The sequence below is a fragment of the uncultured Winogradskyella sp. genome, assembly GCF_947498345.1.
Taxonomy (GTDB): Bacteria; Bacteroidota; Bacteroidia; order Flavobacteriales; family Flavobacteriaceae; genus Winogradskyella.
In genome coordinates this window covers 48,396-65,529 of sequence record NZ_CANMJY010000011.1, presented here as the reverse complement: position 1 = coordinate 65,529, position 17,134 = coordinate 48,396, and the positions used below count along the sequence as shown (strand labels likewise).

The window sequence follows — 17,134 nt, the reverse complement described above, 5'->3', positions numbered from 1 at the left end:
ACTACAATAAGCAGATTGCGTAGAACCTTTGATTTTCTCAACTCAAATTTCATAAAAACAATGATTAAACAAAGATAGATAGAGTGTCTATCTCTTTAGATTTTAATATAATTAATAGCTCTTGAGGTCGAAGGTAAAACTTAAAACCAATAGTAATTAATAATTTATGCAAAAGACAAATTACTTCGATTAAACGTTATGAAAATGTAAATTCTAAGTTAACTCACAACTTGTACAAGAAAAGGCTTAAACTAATTTTTAAAACATTATAATTTATTTAGCAATAGAAAGATTAATAATCTTTAAATTTAGGCTTTAAAAAATCAACTAAAATGGCAAACGTAACATTAGGTGGCACACCTGTAAAAACTATAGGGAATCTCCCAGAAATTGGTAGTATAGCACCAGAGTTTAAACTTACAAATACAGAATTAAAAGACCTAAGCAATACTGATTTTGAAACTAGTCGATTAGTCCTCAATATTTTTCCAAGTGTAGATACTGGTACATGCGCGCAATCTATACGAACCTTCAATGAAAAAGCAAGTCAATTAGAAAACACAAAAGTACTTTGCATCTCTAAAGATTTACCATTTGCCATGGCACGCTTTTGTGGAGCTGAAGGCATTGAAAATGTCGTAAGCCTTTCTGACTATAAAACTGGAAAATTTGGTGACGACTATGGTTTAACATTTACTACTGGTGCATTTGAAACATTATTATCGCGATGTATTGTTGTTATTGATAAAGATGGCACCATATTACATACTGAGCAAGTTTCTGAAATTGCAAATGAACCAAATTATAATGCAGCACTAGAGGCTTTGAAATAATTTTCAAAAATACTAATCATACCCTTAACAAGTTTAATGCAGTTTTATGCATAAAAAAGAATCTTTTATTATTAATCGCATAAAAAGCATAGGTTTTGCTTTTAAGGGTATGCTTATTCTTATTAAAACTGAGGCGAGTATTAAAATTCAACTTTTTATAGCTCTTGTTGTGACTATTGCTGGTTTTTATTTTCAAATTTCAAAAATCGAATGGCTAGTACAAATTGCTATGATAGGTTTGGTTATGAGCATAGAAGGTCTTAATACAGCTATTGAACACATTGCAGATTTTGTACATCCAGACAACCATCCAAAAATTGGGCTAATTAAAGACATAGCAGCTGGCGCTGTTTTTATAGCTTCTATTGTAGCTGTAATAATTGCTGTAATTATTTACTTTCCAAAATTCTTTTAAATACCAAAACCTCAAGAATAAGCGTTACATAATCGTATTTTTGTTAAAATTTAAATGCGTAATACTTCTAAGTTACAAAATGAAGCAACTGTCAGTAATCTTTTCTTTTATTCTAATTTGCTTTAGTTGTAATACTAAACCAAAAGAAATTATAAAAACAACATATAAGGAAGTCGCTACAGAAACGAAAAAAACTATTAAAAACCCGCCATTATCTATTACTAAAGATTTTGTACTTGGAAAATTTGATTATAAAAGTGACTCTTCATTTGTAAAAGTTAGCACGGTACATTCTACCAAAGAAGTCCATCTTAACAATGAGGTTTACAATGCATTTTTACTTATGGCAGATTCAGCACTTAAATCTGGAATAAAATTAAAAATCATCTCTGGAACTCGTAATTTCTATGAGCAAAAAGTCATTTGGGAACGCAAATGGGAAAAATTTTCAAACCTTAAACCTATAGAACGCGCCAAAAAAATTTTAGAGTATAGTTCTATGCCCAGTTCATCAAGACATCATTGGGGAACAGATGTTGATTTAAATAGTCTAAATAATTCGTATTTTAACAGCGGAAAAGGACTTGAAACATATAATTGGTTGATAGCTCATGCCAACACCTTTGGGTTTTACCAAGTCTATACCGACAAAGAAAACAACAGAACAGGGTATAATCTTGAAAAATGGCATTGGTCATATTTACCTTTGGCGAGTCAATATTTAGAATTTTATAATACAAATATTGATATTAAAGACATTAAAGGTTTTGATGGCTCAAAGCTTGCGGAAAAGATTAACATCATTGAAGATTATGTCAATGGCATTTCTAAGAAAGCAAAAAAATATAAATTAAAATAGAGATTCTCATATTCATGAGAAGTTAGGATGGCAAAAAAAACAACTAAAAAGAAAAGTACAATTAAGGCAAAGACAAAACCTAAAACAAAACTAAAAAGGCCTTCGTTTAAATTATCTAATCAGCAAAAACTCATTTTTGGTAGTTTACTGATTATTCTTGGTGTCTTGCTTTTCATTTCGTTCTTGTCTTTCATATTTACTGGAAAAGAAGATCAAAGTATTCTAAGCACTTTCCCAGAACGATCTACAGAATATAAAAACTGGGCTAGCCAGTTAGGCGCAAAGGTCAGTGAGTTTTTTATCATTAAAGGCTTTGGAATTCCTTCTTTTATCTTTTCTGGTCTTATTTTTCTTTCGGGTATATACGTAACCTTAAACTTAAAAAAAGCTAAACTCAGAAAACATTGGATTTGGGGAACATTGATTGTAATTTGGTTTTCCATTTTTTTAGGTTTCTTTTCGCATAAATACGATATCCTTGGTGGTACTATTGGTTTTGAAATGAACCATTTCTTCCAGGATTACATAGGCAAAATCGGAACTGCCTTATTATTATTGTTTGGGCTAATCGCCTATCTGGCGATTCGATTTAAAGTTACAGGTGATACATTTGTTAATTTATTTAAAAATGCCAAGCGCGATCTAAAATCAGATTTAAAACCCGAAGAAAACTCTAACAATTCTAATGTTATTATAGATAATAGCCATTCTGAAGAAGCTGAAGCCATAAAGTCTGCTTTCGAAATTCCTTTAGATAAAGCTGAACCCACGATTAGCAACTATTCTAAACCAGAATCAAAAGCTGAAAATCTAAAGATGGAGGTTACCGAAAAACCTAAAGAGCAAACTATTGAAGAACCAGAATTAAAAATTGAAGTTGAAGAAGCCAAAGAGGAAAAATCTGAAACTGATAATCTTTCAGATAAGTTAGTTGAGGATTTTGGACAATTTGATCCTACTTTAGAATTGAGTAATTATCAATTTCCCCCTTTAGATTTATTAAAGAAATACGATAACGAAGGGATTTCAATAGACCAGGAAGAACTTGAAGAAAACAAAAATCGAATTGTAGAAACGCTTCTTAATTATAAAATAGGTATTAGCAGTATTAAGGCTACTATAGGTCCTACGGTTACACTATATGAAATTGTTCCTGATGCTGGTATTAGAATCTCAAAAATCAAAAACCTGGAAGATGATATTGCATTGTCACTTGCTGCACTGGGTATTAGAATAATTGCACCAATTCCAGGAAAAGGAACAATTGGTATAGAAGTACCAAATAAAAATTCGACTATTGTTTCTATGCGTTCTGTGATTGCATCACAAAAGTTTCAGCAATCCAAAATGCAATTACCAATCGCCTTTGGCAAAACTATTAGCAACGAAACCTTTGTGGTTGACCTAGCTAAAATGCCACATATGCTTATGGCAGGTGCAACTGGGCAAGGTAAATCTGTAGGTTTAAATGCGGTACTTACCTCATTACTTTATAAAAAGCATCCCGCTGAAGTAAAATTTGTTTTGGTAGACCCTAAAAAAGTTGAACTGACACTTTTTAATAAAATTGAACGTCATTATTTAGCTAAGCTCCCAGATAGTGAAGATGCTATCATCACGGACAACACTAAGGTTATCAACACCTTAAATTCACTCTGTATAGAAATGGACAATCGTTATGAAATGCTTAAAAATGCATTTTGTAGAAACATTGCCGAGTATAATGCTAAGTTTAAAGCAAGAAAATTAAATCCAAATGATGGTCATCAATTCTTACCTTATATTGTTTTGGTAGTAGATGAATTTGCAGATTTAATAATGACCGCTGGTAAAGAAGTAGAAACACCTATAGCCCGATTAGCACAGTTAGCACGTGCTATTGGTATTCATTTAATTATTGCAACACAACGACCATCTGTCAATGTTATTACTGGTATTATAAAAGCAAATTTCCCAGCTCGTATAGCATTTAGAGTAACCAGTAAAATCGATTCACGTACGATTTTAGATGGTTCTGGTGCAGATCAATTAATTGGTCGTGGTGATATGCTATATACGCAAGGAAATGACTTAATTAGGATTCAATGTGCTTTTGTTGATACACCAGAAGTTGAAAAAATAACTGAATTTATTGGTTCACAAAAAGCCTATCCTGATGCCCATTTACTACCAGAATATGTAGGAGAAGAAGGTGGCACAAATCTTGATATAGATATTTCGGACAGAGATAAACTGTTTAGAGAAGCAGCAGAAATTATCGTTACAGCACAACAAGGTTCTGCATCCTTATTGCAACGGAAACTTAAATTAGGTTACAATAGGGCAGGTAGAATTATAGATCAATTAGAAGCTGCTGGAATTGTTGGTAATTTTGAAGGTAGTAAAGCTAGACAAGTATTAGTCCCGGATTTAATAGCATTAGATCAATTATTAGAAAATGAAAGACAATAAAAAAGATTATACTAAAATAAATATGAAAAAATTAATCATAGTAGCATTTTTAGCATTAGGATTTACTGGTTTTACACAAAACGATGCCAAAGCAGAAGCCTTATTAACCGAAGTAAGCACTAAAATAAAAGCTTACAAAAATATTAGTTTAGATTTTAAATACGAACTGAACAATGTTAGTGAAAATATTAACCAAGAAACACGAGGGGATGTCGTAATTGAAGGCGAAAAGTACAAGCTTAATATTCTAGGTGTAACACGCATTTACGATGGTAAAACACTCTACACCATAAGCCCTGAAGATGAAGAAGTAACCATTTCATCAGATAATACGGAAGACGAAGGTACCATAACTCCAAGTAAGATGTTATCATTTTATGAAGATGGTTATATCTATAAAATGGATATTATACAGAACGTAAGAGGAAGAAAGATTCAATATGTAAAATTGAATCCTATCGATACAAATTCTGAAATAAAACATGTACTATTAGGCATTGATGCCACAACTAAGCACATCTATAACCTCATTGAGGTTGGTAAAAATGGTACAAAAACTACATTAACCGTTAATTCTTTTAAAACAGATGAGCCTATCTCAAAAACCTTATTTACATTTGACGAAAGTAAATACAGTGATTACTTTATCAATAAAATTGATTAAGGCTTTTTAAATCTAAATATGTGAAAATATTAGATAGGTACATACTTATCACATTCTTAAGGACGTTTTTTAGCGTCTTTATTATATTCATGTTCATCTTTGCTCTACAAGGCATATGGCTATATATTGCTGAGCTTGCAGGTAAAGATTTAGACATTATCGTTACGGCCAAATTTATTATGTATTACATGCCAAAGCTTATTCCTTTGGTTGTACCACTAACAGTGCTCTTGGCCTCAATAATGGTATTTGGCAACTTTGCAGAAAACTATGAATTTGCTGCAATGAAATCTACAGGTATTTCACTTCAGCGCGCAATGCGAAGTCTTAGTGTTTTTATAGTAATACTTGGTATAAGCTGTTTCTTTTTTGCAAATAATGTTATTCCATGGGGAGAATATAACTTCTATAACTTGAGACGAAATATTGCCAAGGTAAAGCCTGCTCTCGCCATTGCAGAAGGCCAATTTAACGAAATAGGCGACATTAATATTAAAGTTGATAAAAAGACCGGAGACAGAGGTCAGTTTTTAAAGGGCGTTATTATACACGATAAAAATACTGCCAGAGTAGGAAACTATAAAGTAATAGTATCTGAAAAAGGAGAACTAAAAAGCAGTCCAGATTCTAATGTACTTCAGTTAGAACTCATTAATGGAAATTATTACGAGGAAGTCATCGATAAAGACACTCGCAAAAATATTAATAAACCTCATGTTAGAAGCTATTTTGATAGTTACACCATCAATGTAGATTTAGAAATTTTGAACTCTGAAGATTTAGACGAAAAAAATCATAAAGGTCGGCATACAATGCAGAATATAGACCAGCTTACTTACACTATAGATAGTTTAGAAAAACGTCGTGAAGACGATTATAAAAATCTTTCAAATACTTTATATAATCGTACAACATATGCCGCATTAAATCTCAATATAGACCCCAAAACTAATGATACTATATATACAGGAGAAGTTTTGGATCTTTTTAATACTAAAAGAAAACTACAGGTTGTAAATCTGGCAATAAACTCCGCAAACAGTACACGCCAAATCTTAGATTCTAATAAAAAGAATTTCGAAAATAAACAGTCGCATTTTAATAAACACGTTATTGCATTACATAAAAAGTTTGTACTTGCGATTGCTTGCATAATTCTATTTTTTGTTGGTGCGCCCCTTGGTGCTTTAATTAGAAAAGGTGGAGTTGGCTTACCTATGGTCATAGCTATTATTCTATTTCTCACATATCACTTTTTTGGGATTTTTGCAGAAAATAGCGCCGAAAAAGGAAGCTTTAGCCCTATAATTGGCTCATGGTTATCGACTGCAGTGATGTTACCTTTAAGTATCTATTTAACAACTAGAGCAACAAATGATAAAGGCGTATTTCAATTTGATGTTATTTTAGTACCATTAAAACGATTATTTACACCTAAGAATAAAATTCAGCTTTCTGAAAGTGACACCAAATCTTATAACTATTACAAAAAGTATTCTGTACAAGAATTAGTTAAAATCATTAAAGAACAAGAAGAATTTGACTTAGATAAAAAGCCTAAGGAAATTGCACTCCATAATCTCTTAAATAGAAAAATTTCTCTAGAATCTTTAAAAGAGGAAGGTTTAGATATTCCTAATAAACTTATTAAAGCTAAAAGCCTGTTAAAAGATTATAAAGATTATTCTAAAACAAGTTTGGTTAGTTTTAGTATTGGAGCTATTCTACTGGTGCTTCACTTTGTTTTTAAAAACAATAAATTACCCGAAATTGCAGAAGCATCATTAAGCCTAAGTATTATAGCCTTAGTTTTCTTTATAATATATATAATTGTTGATGCCATAGTGTATTCAAAATTTTATAAAACAATAGAACTTAAAAATAAAGCTACTAATCCATTAATTTTAATTTTAACGCTTCCTTTCTACCCATTAAAATTCATTGTTCTTAGAAATAAGATTGGGCAAGACTTCTATCAAAGCTGTCTTCAAAATATAAAATAAACGTATCTTTGCTTCATAAAAACTATGCCCATGTCCACTAAGACCGTGAATAAAAACATACGTTTAAATACTATAGAAGAAGCCATTGAAGACATTCGCCAAGGCAAAGTCATTATAGTGGTAGATGACGAAAATCGTGAAAACGAAGGCGATTTTTTGGCAGCTGCTGAAAAAGTGACTCCAGAAATGATAAACTTTATGGCCAGACATGGCCGAGGGCTAATCTGCACTCCACTTACGGAGCATCGTTGCGAGGCATTAGAACTTAACATGATGGTTAGAAACAATACTGACCCAATGGAAACGGCATTTACGGTTTCTGTAGACTTAAGGGGTAATGGTGTAAGTACAGGTATCTCTGCTTCTGATAGGGCAAAAACAGTTAAAGCTTTAGTAGATAATGATACCAAACCCTTTGAGTTAGCAAGACCTGGTCATATTTTTCCATTAGTAGCAAAAGAAGGAGGTGTTCTAAGACGTACAGGACATACTGAAGCTGCTATTGATTTTGCAAGATTAGCAGGTTTTGAACCTGCTGGAGTTATTGTAGAAATCATGAATGAGGATGGTTCAATGGCACGTTTACCTCAACTTATGGAAGTTGCAAAAAAGTTTGATCTAAAAATTGTGTCTATTGAAGATTTGGTGGCCTATCGTATGGAATACGATTCGCTTATTGAAAAGAAAGAGGATTTTGATATTGAAACAAAATTCGGAAGATTTAGACTAAGAGCCTATTTACAGACTACAAACAATCAAGTTCATATAGCACTAACAAAAGGTAACTGGAAATCTGACGAACCAATACTTACGCGTGTTAATTCTAGCTTAGTAAATGATGATATACTTGGAACCTTGACTAATAATGCAGACCAAAAGTTAGATGACATGTTTAACGCCATCAACACTGAAGAAAAAGGTGCAATCATTTTTATAAATCAGCAAGCTGAATCTATGAATTTACTATCACGACTTTCTGTTCTTAAAGATAGTCAAGTAGAAGGTAAATTGATAAAAGCACCCAGAATTCCTATGGATTCTAAAGATTTTGGTATTGGAGCTCAAATTCTTCACGACCTAAAAATAAGCAAGCTCAAATTAATGTCTAATGCCTTGCAAACCAAACGGGTAGGTATGATAGGTTATGGCTTAGAGATTGTAGAATACGTTAACTACTAATTAATCACTATTTTTTTAGTAATCTGTTGAGATCCTAATTGAATTTTCAATATATAAATTCCTGAATTTAAACTAGACACATCTAGTTGACTAACATCTCCTATAGCATTAAAAACCTGTTGTCCTAAACTGTTATATAATTCAATACCGCTAATGCTAACGTCATTTGCAGTTTTAATATTAAGTTGACCTGTTGTAGGGTTAGGATAAATATGAAACTGAGCTATAAAATCATCGTCTAAACCAAGGTTGTTTTGATAGATACGTATATAATCAACAACCATTTCAGCTTCCATAAAACCTGAATCAACAGTACCAGCAAATCCACCTATAGCAATATTCAAAATTAAATATTGGTCTAAATCAAAAGGCCAGGTGGACGAATCTTTTACTGCAGGATTATAAGTATAATACCCAACGTTATCAATTAAAAATGTAATTTGATTGGGAGACCAGTTGACCGAATATATATGATAGTCATTAGCCACATCTGCTAATGGCAATGTTGATGTATTTATAGTGTTCCCAAAACTTGAAGGTGTATGCAAAGCAGAACTTACTACATTTGTTGCGTGCAAACCATGTTCCATAATATCAATTTCACCACAAGCTGGCCAAGGTGTAGTTCCAAAATTTTGTGTTTCCCAATAGGCACCTGTTTCTAAAACATTTTTTCCTAAAGTCCAAATGGCTGGCCACGTACCATTACCAAAAGGTAATTTTGCCCTTACATCTACTCTACCGTAAGTGAATGCAAATTTAGAATTCAATCGAGCTGAAGTATACTCCAAAGTCACACCATTCTGCGTTGTCATTTCGCGTTTTGCAACAATATGTAAATTTCCATTGGTTACAAATGAATTGTCATCACTAGAGGTATAATGTTGTAATTCGCCATTAAACCATTGACCACCATTAGGGCCAAAAGTTTGATGATACCATTTATCAGTGTCTAAGGTAGTATTATCAAATTCGTCAAACCATACTAAATCTGTATAAATAACGTCCAATTCATTAGGATTACTTGGTATAGAGCCATCATTAATATCATCTATACGAAAAGCACCAGGAATAGTGCTTCCATCGTCTATTCGTATTACTAATCTGTTATATTGACCTGTTGCAGAAATAGTACCAAAATCAAAGGTTAAATCAGACCAGGTATTTTGTGATGTGGTCATTACGGAGATTTCAACATCTGGATTAGTTCCATTTTCTAATTTCACCACAATGGTATGCATATTAGGATCGAAAGCGAAAAATCTAAGTGTAATTTCATCTTCTGTATCTAAATCTATAGGACTACTTAAATCTATATAATGACCTTGCTCTAAGGCGGAATCAGAACGAAAAAATTGTCCGGTTGGGTTATTGGTGTCTTGTGGGTCAGGAACAATAGCAAAGGTGCTTCCGCCCCAAACATTAAAATTATGTAAACTATTATTCGAAAAATCTATAGGCAATTGTTGTGAAAAGACAACAGAACTGAATAAGTAAATCAACAAAAAAGTATAAAGGTGTTTCATGTCTGCAATTTTTGTAAATATAAAAACGAAAACATGAAGAATTGTTGAATCGACCTATACAAGTACAATACACCTATAAGCTTTAACTGCTAACTACCAATTTTATATGTTTAGCCATAGTTTTAGCACGTTGAGTTACTTCAACTTCAGTCCATGATAATTTTATCAAACAAGAAATATTTCGTCCAATCCAATAATCAGATTGAGAAAAATCTTTTTTTGAAAGCTTTGATAATTCCGATTTAATCTCTTTAGATAATGGATATAGTGATTTGGCTTCTTTTAAATGATGCCACTTACGAATGTAATGCCAATTATTTTCGTAATAATTCCAACAAACATCTACGCCATTTTCTTTAAATGCGGACGAAACTTTTAAAGCTGTTTCTAAATTAGGTAAAAAGAAATTTAAAAACGCATAGCTTTCTTCACCACCATTAGGAACCGTTCTAAAAGTAACCTCAGGAATTTGAGATAATGCTTCCCTAATAATCATATAATTTCTTTTTTGAATGGCTATAAATTCGGGTAATCGTTTAACCTGAGCCAAGCCAACAGCGGCATTTAACTCCGAAATTCTAAAATTGTAACCTAAAAACGGATGCGTTTCCGCACCTCTATCATTACCTATATGGTCGTGTCCATGATCACTAAAATGATCTGCATTTATATAGTAATCTTTATTATTAGTGACTACTGCCCCACCCTCACCACAAGTAATGGTCTTTACAAAATCGAATGAAAAACAGCCAATATCCGCTAAACCACCTAAAGGTTTTCCTTTATATGTGCCGCCTATAGCTTGACAAGCATCTTCTACAAAAACCAGATTATGGATGTCGCAAACAGAACGAAGTGCGTCCATATTAGCCATACTACCACACATCTGTACAACCATAACAGCTTTAGTTTTGGATGTAATAGCAGCTTCAACAGCTTTTGGGTCTAAGGTCAATGTACTGTCAATATCTACCAAAACAGGAATTGCCCCTAACATCATTATAGCTTCAAAACTTGCTACAAATGTAAATGTTGGCATAATAACTTCGTCTCCAGCCCCTACACCTGCTGATGCTAAAGCAACAGAAACTGCAGCTGTTCCACTAGAAACTAATTGAACGTATTTAGAATCAAAAGTCTTTGTTAATTCTGCTTCTAGGGCTTTAGCTTTCCAATGTCCTTTTCGCATGCCATCAAAACCATAGCGCATTAGTACTCCATTATCTAAAACGTCATTAACTTCTTTGCGTTCTAAATCACCAAATAATTCGAATCCTGGCATAAATATTATTAAATTTTAATATTACAAGATGCTAAATATAATATTTTAGCTTAAGTATAATTATAGAAATCTATAACTCAATCACGGTCTCTGATAATGATTTTCTTACCTTTTTAAAATCAGCAAACATATCATTCTTAGCTCTAAAGCCTACTGGAAGTAATAATACAGAACTTAAACCATACTTAGTTAATTTTAAAGCCTTATCCATTTCTGCAGGTATAAAACCTTCCATTGGGCAACAATCAATCTCTTCTACTGCGCAAACTGTCATTAAATTACCCAAAGCAATGTACGCTTGTTTTGTAGCCCAAACTGCTTTTTTGTCTGCAGTCATATTCTCAATAGTAGACTTCATTTGGGACTTAAATGGTTCTAGAATACTATCTGGGGTATTTCGAAGTGCCTTGACTTTATCGAAATGTTGGTCTACATCCTTATCATTAATCTCATTTTGAATACAAAGTATAAATAAATGAGACGCATCTGCAACCTGTCGTTGTCCATAAGAAACAGTAACAAGCTTTTCCCTAACATTTTTATCGCTTACAATAACCAACTTTAACGTTTGTAAGCCATAAGACAAGGCTGTAAGATTAAATGCTTCCTTTAAAGTTAATAACTGCTTGTCTGATAAAGTTCTTGAAGCGTCAAATTTTTTAGTAGCATAGCGCCATTTTAAATTATCTATTATAGCCATCGTTTTTTTTACAAAAATAAGGAATAAGCATTTGAATTTTAGTACAAATTATTTTGAATACCTTGTGTATATACAAATTCATAAAATGACAAGATTTGTCATTTTAATTATTATTGGTTATCAATTTAAGTATTAAAAAGAAGGATATGAGTGTCTTAAAATATTACAGATACAAATATTGATCGATTAGATTTTAACAACTCTTTTTTTTAATCTATACGCTGGAAAAAAATCGATTTCATTTATTTCTATATTTTCCCCAAGCATATTATTTGTTATGGTTTTATATGCCTCTTCATTGACAATGTATTTCCAGGTTTTAAACTCTCTAAAATCTTTTGAAAAACCACTTTTAAATTTAAAAAGAGAATCTTCTCTACTACCTAAGCCTCCTCCAAGGTTAAAGTACTTATAACCTTCATGAGTAGATTTAATTCGCATTTCATCAATGATTAATTTAATAGGGTTTAACTCAAAATGATCTTCACTCAAACCTGATAAATGGTACTGAACAATATTACCTTTTTTCATAAACATAGAGGCACCTATCACTTCTTTTGTTTCGTTAAAAACACAAAGAGATAATTCAGACTCATATTCGCTACTTAATAATATTTTACGGTAATAGTCTTCACTAAAAAAATAACTATCATCTGCATCAACACGCTTCATGTTTTCATGATATAGACGAATAAAATCATCGAGATGCTCATCTAAATTTCCTTCTATTACAGTACAAGATCTTCGAGATTTATTTAAATACGTTTTTAATCGTCTATTAAACTTTGCTCTTTGATTTTCGATAGTATCGGTTAAATCAATGTTAACAACATTTCCTAAGGCGTTAACATTACCTAATCCATTGAGAATCATCTCTTGATGCTCAATGTAGGGATGTAATCTAGAAAAAACAGAAACTATGCTATTTTGATTAAGAAAAGTATTAAGTGCTTTTTGAAATTTTTCAACATTAATAGTCTTATCGATTTGCTGTACTAATGGTCCGGCATACCCATATACCGAAGTTGCATCTTTATAGTTTGTATTTTCAATATTTCTAATAAGCAATGGTATCAATATAGATGTCTGACCATCTTTATACTTTAAAAGTACAGGCTGCTCATCATCATTTTTTGAGAGATAGTGATAATCATAACTATAATAAAAATCTGAATTAGGAACCAAAGCTATCTGCTTCCTCCACTCCTCTTTATCTTTTATTGCTTCAATCATTTTATAGCTAATTACATTTATTGAAATTGAAAAAAGATTTTTTTAAAATTTTAAAAATATAGAATATCTAAAACTATATTCTAAACATTGCTCCCTTAGGTTTAATACCAAGATAAGCCATACCTGCTTGATTCATCCAATGTGGTTGCACAATACCATGTTGCAAAACAGCATGAACGTCTCTATGCGCTCTTTCAATTTTGTTTTCAGTATATAATGAAACTGTACCTGCTGCTGCATAAATTTCAGTAACCATAGATCTTGCAGTTGTTGCCGCTTGTATTGATGCAGACCATACATCAGCAAGTTGCTCGTCTGTATATATATTTCCATTAACAGACTCATCCCATATAACAGCAACTGAATTATGCAATTGACATCTCATAGAATTTAGCAGTGTTTTGCTTTTTGCAACTACACTCTGAATTCTATCTCTATCCCTCAAATCTGGATTTTTACCTGGTGTAATCTTTTCAAAACATATTTTAATAAGATCATCCATTGCTGCTTTAAATATCCCAAGAGCTATAGCAGCATTACCAGCAGCGTTTAAACACCCTATTGGTAAACGGCTGTAAGGGTTATCAATAGCCACCGGACTATCAAAATCTACAGCATAAGCTTCTTTAACAAAATGATTATCTACTTTTACATCATGGCTACCTGTGCCCTTTAATCCGCCTACATGCCAGGTATCAATTATTTCAATAGCTTCTCTAGGAATAAAAAATAACTTTAACTTTGCTCCAGGTCCAAGAGTAGATGGTAATCCTTCGCCAGTTACCAAGCAACGCAAAACAAACCAATCTGATATTTCACATCCAGATACTAAAGTCCACCTTCCTGAAACATTATAACCACCAGGTACAATTTCTGCAACACCTTCAGGACGTGCTGAATTAGCATATACATGAGCTGGGTCTTTATAAATCTCTCTCATACTATCTTCATCAAGATAGCGTCCAAAAGTACAAGCTAAATGATTATTCCAAACGCTCCAACCTACTGCAGCTTCACTACTACTTAGCACTTCATAAGTTTTTAATACTTCTACAGGATTGTCTTCCCAACCCCCTAGAAATCTTGGTAATCCCAACCTAAAGAGCCCTGTTTCTCTAATATGGTCTACAAGAGCAGGTGCTAATCTTCTTAAATCTTCTGTTTCATCGCGATGCGATATAGCAGTATTATAAACTTCCTTAGCTGCATTAGAAGGTAAAATTGTCATAATTTCTGTGGCTGATTTGTGCATAATTATATTTTTAAATGGATGACAAACTCTATCATCAAATTTTACATAATTTAATTATAAATAGCTGAATTTTATTTCTTTAGGAGTATTATTTCATATAGGTATAAATAAAAATTCAGGGCTTTATAATTCGAAGGTATTATTTAAAAATAGAACACTTGACAATTAATTGTTTAAATGCTAAAAAAATTGATGAAATAAAAAACCAAGTGCATAACACTTGGTTTCTTTTGCGGAGAAAGAGGGATTCGAACCCCCGGAGGTGTGACCCTCGCTGGTTTTCAAGACCAGTGCATTCGACCACTCTGCCATTTCTCCTAATGAGGGTGCAAATATAAAACCCTTTTTGAAGTAGGCAAAGGTTTTTTTCTAGTTTTTTAATAAATTCAATTTAGATATTTAAAACTTAAAATTAGTATCATTTAAATTAGCATTGTATTTTTCGGCACAATATGTGTTAGTTTTACGTTATTATTACAAATTAGTCTTTATGAAACATTATATTTTTTTAGTAGTAGCGCTTTTAGGGCTTAATAGTATTGCTCAAAATAAAACTATAGCCTTTGGTGAAAAACTAGTTTACACTGCTTCTTACAATATGTCTGGTTTATTAACAGATATTGCTCAGGTAAAAATGGAAACCACTGAAGTTAAAACATCTAAAAGCACATTAATGCGTTTAAAATGTACGGCTACAACTTATAAAAAATGGGATAACTTCTTTAAGATTAGAGATTTATACGAAAGTTATGTCAACCCAAAAACACTTACACCCTATTTATATAAAAGAGATATTAGTGAAGGTGGATATTACAAGTTTATGCAATATAAGTATAACCACAAATCGCGATTGGTAAAAAGCTTAAAGCGCAAAAAAAATCATGAAGGTAAAACTTGGGATGAAAATAAAACTGTTAAGATTAATTCCGCTACTAAAGACATTGTAAGTACGCTATATTATATTAGAAACTTAGATATCCATAAAGCAAATCCAGGTGATCAACAAAATTTCACTGTATTATTTGATAATATGGAAACCATAATTTCTATAAAGTATATTGGTAAAGAAACCATATCAACTAAAATAGGCCCCAAAGAATGTTACAAATTGGCATTATCCATAAAAGGTAGTGACATATTAAAGGGTAAAAATTCTAATTTATTATGGTTAACAGCTGATGCCAACAAAATCCCTGTATATGCAAAATTTAAAATTCCTGTAGGTAATGGTGAACTGAAAATAGTTTCTGCAACAGGACTAAAAAATTAATCAAATGAAAAAACTATTCATTATTATTGGCTTTATTTCAGCAATCTTAGCGGTAATTATAGCAGTAACACCTCTCTCAAACTTAGCCATAGCACCAATAATAGTTGCTTTTTTTAGCGGATTGATAATACTTTTTATTTCAAAAAAGGAAAAATCCAAAACAAAAACCATACAATATATTTACCTTCTGACCATCATTGCCTTAAGTTTAACCATTTACAAAGCTGTATTTAATACTACCGAAATAGGTGATACCGAGCAATTAGAACAACGTGAAGAAGAAAACCTTAAAGATTCTAAAGAAATCCTTGACGATATCGAAATTGATGAAAATTTGTAAAATTTCAATTAGATTGTAAGAAAATATATTGCTCATTTGTCTATTTTTGCGCAAATCAATCTGTTAGATGAAAGTTTTAGTTGCTTCTGCACTTATTTTAGTTGGGTCTTGTGCTACAATTAGACATAGCGAAAAAATAGACAATCTCAAGAATAGTATTTCATATAATGATAAAGCTGTAGTCAATCAATATTTAAATACTATTAATTCTAGTGAGCTAAAGATTCATATAGAAGAAGTATCTTCAGACAAATATAAGGGTAGAATGACTGGTGAAGAAGGTCATAATCAAGTTTGCGACTATATAAGGGGTTATTACAAGTCTCAAAACATTAAAGCCCCAGAATCACATCCAGATTACTACCAAATAGTTCCAGAAGATGCCTTACCAGAAGAACTAAATGAATCACAAAATATTATTGCATACATAGAGGGTTCTGAGTTCCCAGATGAATATATTTATATCTCAGCACATTCCGATCATGAAGGCATTATTGATGGAGAAATATATCCTGGCGCAGACGATAATGGATCTGGCACAGCTGCTGTATTAGAAATGGCTGAAGCATTTAAAAAAGCAGTAGAAAATGGACACGGTCCTAAGCGTAGTATTGTTTTTCTTCATGTAACTGCAGAAGAAGTTGGACTTCATGGGTCTCGATACTATACTGAGAATCCAATTTTTCCATTAACCAATACAATTTCTACCCTAAATATAGATATGATTGGTCGTGTAGATGAAAGGAACAAAGAAGAAAATAATGAAAATTATATCTATGTTATTGGAGCTGATCGTATAAGCACTGAGCTCGATTTTATAATTCAAGAAGCTAATTCAGAATTTGTAAATCTTGAATTAGATTATAAATATAATGATGAAAGGGACACAAACCGTTATTATTATAGGTCTGATCATTATAATTTTGCCTTAAAAGGAATCCCTGTCGTTTTTTTCTTTAATGGGGAACACGAAGATTATACAAAACCTACAGACACGCCAGATAAAATCAATTATCCCCTTTTAGCAAAACGTACCAAACTTATATTTGCAACAGCTTGGTATCTGGCAAATTCTCCAAATCGTCTAAAAGTAGAAATTATTTAATGTTAAAGTCTGTTAAAAGCAA

At 32.1% G+C, this 17,134-nt stretch carries 15 protein-coding genes and 1 tRNA gene; 10 read left to right on the top strand and 6 right to left on the bottom strand.

Translation table 11 applies throughout. The annotated features are described in order from the left end of the window. Window positions 1-332 precede the first annotated feature (332 nt). The 7 genes from tpx (at window position 333) to ribB (ending at window position 8,404) form a co-directional block, all read left to right on the top strand. Window positions 333-833, top strand: a complete 501-nt coding sequence (gene tpx, locus Q0912_RS14370; protein WP_299116311.1) for a thiol peroxidase — start codon at window positions 333-335, stop codon at window positions 831-833. 46 nt (window positions 834-879) lie between these two features. Beyond that, complete coding sequence (locus Q0912_RS14365; protein ID WP_299116309.1) at window positions 880-1,248, top strand: diacylglycerol kinase family protein; 369 nt, start codon at window positions 880-882, stop codon at window positions 1,246-1,248. 79 nt (window positions 1,249-1,327) lie between these two features. Continuing rightward, a complete protein-coding gene (locus Q0912_RS14360; protein WP_299116307.1) occupies window positions 1,328-2,107 on the top strand; it encodes a M15 family metallopeptidase in 780 nt (259 codons plus the stop codon). Between the two features lie 27 nt (window positions 2,108-2,134). Then, window positions 2,135-4,558 carry a DNA translocase FtsK gene (locus tag Q0912_RS14355; RefSeq protein ID WP_299116305.1) on the top strand — a complete coding sequence of 808 codons (2,424 nt, stop codon included), beginning with the start codon at window positions 2,135-2,137 and terminating at the stop codon, window positions 4,556-4,558. Between the two features lie 22 nt (window positions 4,559-4,580). Beyond that, entirely contained in the window at window positions 4,581-5,222 is a 642-nt protein-coding gene (locus tag Q0912_RS14350) for an outer membrane lipoprotein carrier protein LolA (protein ID WP_299116465.1), read from the top strand. 20 nt (window positions 5,223-5,242) lie between these two features. After that, window positions 5,243-7,225 carry an LptF/LptG family permease gene (locus Q0912_RS14345; RefSeq protein WP_299116302.1) on the top strand — a complete coding sequence of 661 codons (1,983 nt, stop codon included), beginning with the start codon at window positions 5,243-5,245 and terminating at the stop codon, window positions 7,223-7,225. Between the two features lie 30 nt (window positions 7,226-7,255). Further along, window positions 7,256-8,404 (top strand): 3,4-dihydroxy-2-butanone-4-phosphate synthase, encoded by a 1,149-nt coding sequence (ribB, locus tag Q0912_RS14340; protein WP_299116301.1) that lies wholly within the window; start codon window positions 7,256-7,258, stop codon window positions 8,402-8,404. Here ribB and Q0912_RS14335 read toward each other — a convergent pair. The 6 genes from Q0912_RS14335 to Q0912_RS14310 all read right to left on the bottom strand — a co-directional run bounded on the left by Q0912_RS14335 (window position 8,401) and on the right by Q0912_RS14310 (window position 14,715). Next, window positions 8,401-9,930 carry a family 16 glycosylhydrolase gene (locus Q0912_RS14335; protein ID WP_299116299.1) on the bottom strand — a complete coding sequence of 510 codons (1,530 nt, stop codon included), beginning with the start codon at window positions 9,928-9,930 and terminating at the stop codon, window positions 8,401-8,403. The genes ribB and Q0912_RS14335 overlap by 4 nt on opposite strands. A gap of 82 nt (window positions 9,931-10,012) precedes the next feature. Further along, window positions 10,013-11,212: a DegT/DnrJ/EryC1/StrS family aminotransferase gene (locus Q0912_RS14330; RefSeq protein ID WP_299116297.1), complete on the bottom strand. Its 1,200-nt coding sequence runs from the start codon at window positions 11,210-11,212 to the stop codon at window positions 10,013-10,015. A 70-nt stretch (window positions 11,213-11,282) separates the two neighbouring features. Next, window positions 11,283-11,912: a nitroreductase family protein gene (locus Q0912_RS14325; protein WP_299116295.1), complete on the bottom strand. Its 630-nt coding sequence runs from the start codon at window positions 11,910-11,912 to the stop codon at window positions 11,283-11,285. A gap of 186 nt (window positions 11,913-12,098) precedes the next feature. Further along, a complete protein-coding gene (locus tag Q0912_RS14320; protein WP_299116293.1) occupies window positions 12,099-13,145 on the bottom strand; it encodes a GNAT family N-acetyltransferase in 1,047 nt (348 codons plus the stop codon). A 73-nt stretch (window positions 13,146-13,218) separates the two neighbouring features. After that, window positions 13,219-14,397, bottom strand: a complete 1,179-nt coding sequence (locus Q0912_RS14315) for a hypothetical protein (RefSeq protein WP_299116291.1) — start codon at window positions 14,395-14,397, stop codon at window positions 13,219-13,221. A gap of 233 nt (window positions 14,398-14,630) precedes the next feature. After that, window positions 14,631-14,715, bottom strand: a tRNA-Ser gene (locus Q0912_RS14310). 172 nt (window positions 14,716-14,887) lie between these two features. Between Q0912_RS14310 and Q0912_RS14305 the strand changes: the two genes are divergently transcribed. The 3 genes from Q0912_RS14305 (at window position 14,888) to Q0912_RS14295 (ending at window position 17,112) form a co-directional block, all read left to right on the top strand. After that, window positions 14,888-15,667, top strand: coding sequence for a DUF3108 domain-containing protein (locus Q0912_RS14305; protein WP_299116289.1), 780 nt, complete (start codon window positions 14,888-14,890; stop codon window positions 15,665-15,667). Window positions 15,668-15,671: 4 nt separating this feature from the next. Further along, window positions 15,672-16,007 (top strand): FUSC family protein, encoded by a 336-nt coding sequence (locus Q0912_RS14300; RefSeq protein WP_299116287.1) that lies wholly within the window; start codon window positions 15,672-15,674, stop codon window positions 16,005-16,007. Window positions 16,008-16,074: 67 nt separating this feature from the next. Further along, window positions 16,075-17,112: a M28 family metallopeptidase gene (locus Q0912_RS14295; protein WP_299116285.1), complete on the top strand. Its 1,038-nt coding sequence runs from the start codon at window positions 16,075-16,077 to the stop codon at window positions 17,110-17,112. Window positions 17,113-17,134 lie beyond the last annotated feature (22 nt).

Bases quoted from the DNA above. Each gene is read 5' to 3' on its own strand.
- Q0912_RS14300 (WP_299116287.1), top strand. From the start codon at position 15,672: ATGAAAAAACTATTCATTATTATTGGCTTTATTTCAGCAATCTTAGCG.
- Q0912_RS14365 (WP_299116309.1), top strand. From the start codon at position 880: ATGCATAAAAAAGAATCTTTTATTATTAATCGCATAAAAAGCATAGGT.
- ribB (WP_299116301.1), top strand. From the start codon at position 7,256: ATGTCCACTAAGACCGTGAATAAAAACATACGTTTAAATACTATAGAA.
- Q0912_RS14355 (WP_299116305.1), top strand. From the start codon at position 2,135: ATGGCAAAAAAAACAACTAAAAAGAAAAGTACAATTAAGGCAAAGACA.
- tpx (WP_299116311.1), top strand. From the start codon at position 333: ATGGCAAACGTAACATTAGGTGGCACACCTGTAAAAACTATAGGGAAT.
- Q0912_RS14295 (WP_299116285.1), top strand. From the start codon at position 16,075: ATGAAAGTTTTAGTTGCTTCTGCACTTATTTTAGTTGGGTCTTGTGCT.
- Q0912_RS14350 (WP_299116465.1), top strand. From the start codon at position 4,581: ATGAAAAAATTAATCATAGTAGCATTTTTAGCATTAGGATTTACTGGT.
- Q0912_RS14305 (WP_299116289.1), top strand. From the start codon at position 14,888: ATGAAACATTATATTTTTTTAGTAGTAGCGCTTTTAGGGCTTAATAGT.
- Q0912_RS14320 (WP_299116293.1), bottom strand. From the start codon at position 13,145: ATGATTGAAGCAATAAAAGATAAAGAGGAGTGGAGGAAGCAGATAGCT.
- Q0912_RS14335 (WP_299116299.1), bottom strand. From the start codon at position 9,930: ATGAAACACCTTTATACTTTTTTGTTGATTTACTTATTCAGTTCTGTT.
- Q0912_RS14360 (WP_299116307.1), top strand. From the start codon at position 1,328: ATGAAGCAACTGTCAGTAATCTTTTCTTTTATTCTAATTTGCTTTAGT.
- Q0912_RS14325 (WP_299116295.1), bottom strand. From the start codon at position 11,912: ATGGCTATAATAGATAATTTAAAATGGCGCTATGCTACTAAAAAATTT.
- Q0912_RS14315 (WP_299116291.1), bottom strand. From the start codon at position 14,397: ATGCACAAATCAGCCACAGAAATTATGACAATTTTACCTTCTAATGCA.
- Q0912_RS14330 (WP_299116297.1), bottom strand. From the start codon at position 11,212: ATGCCAGGATTCGAATTATTTGGTGATTTAGAACGCAAAGAAGTTAAT.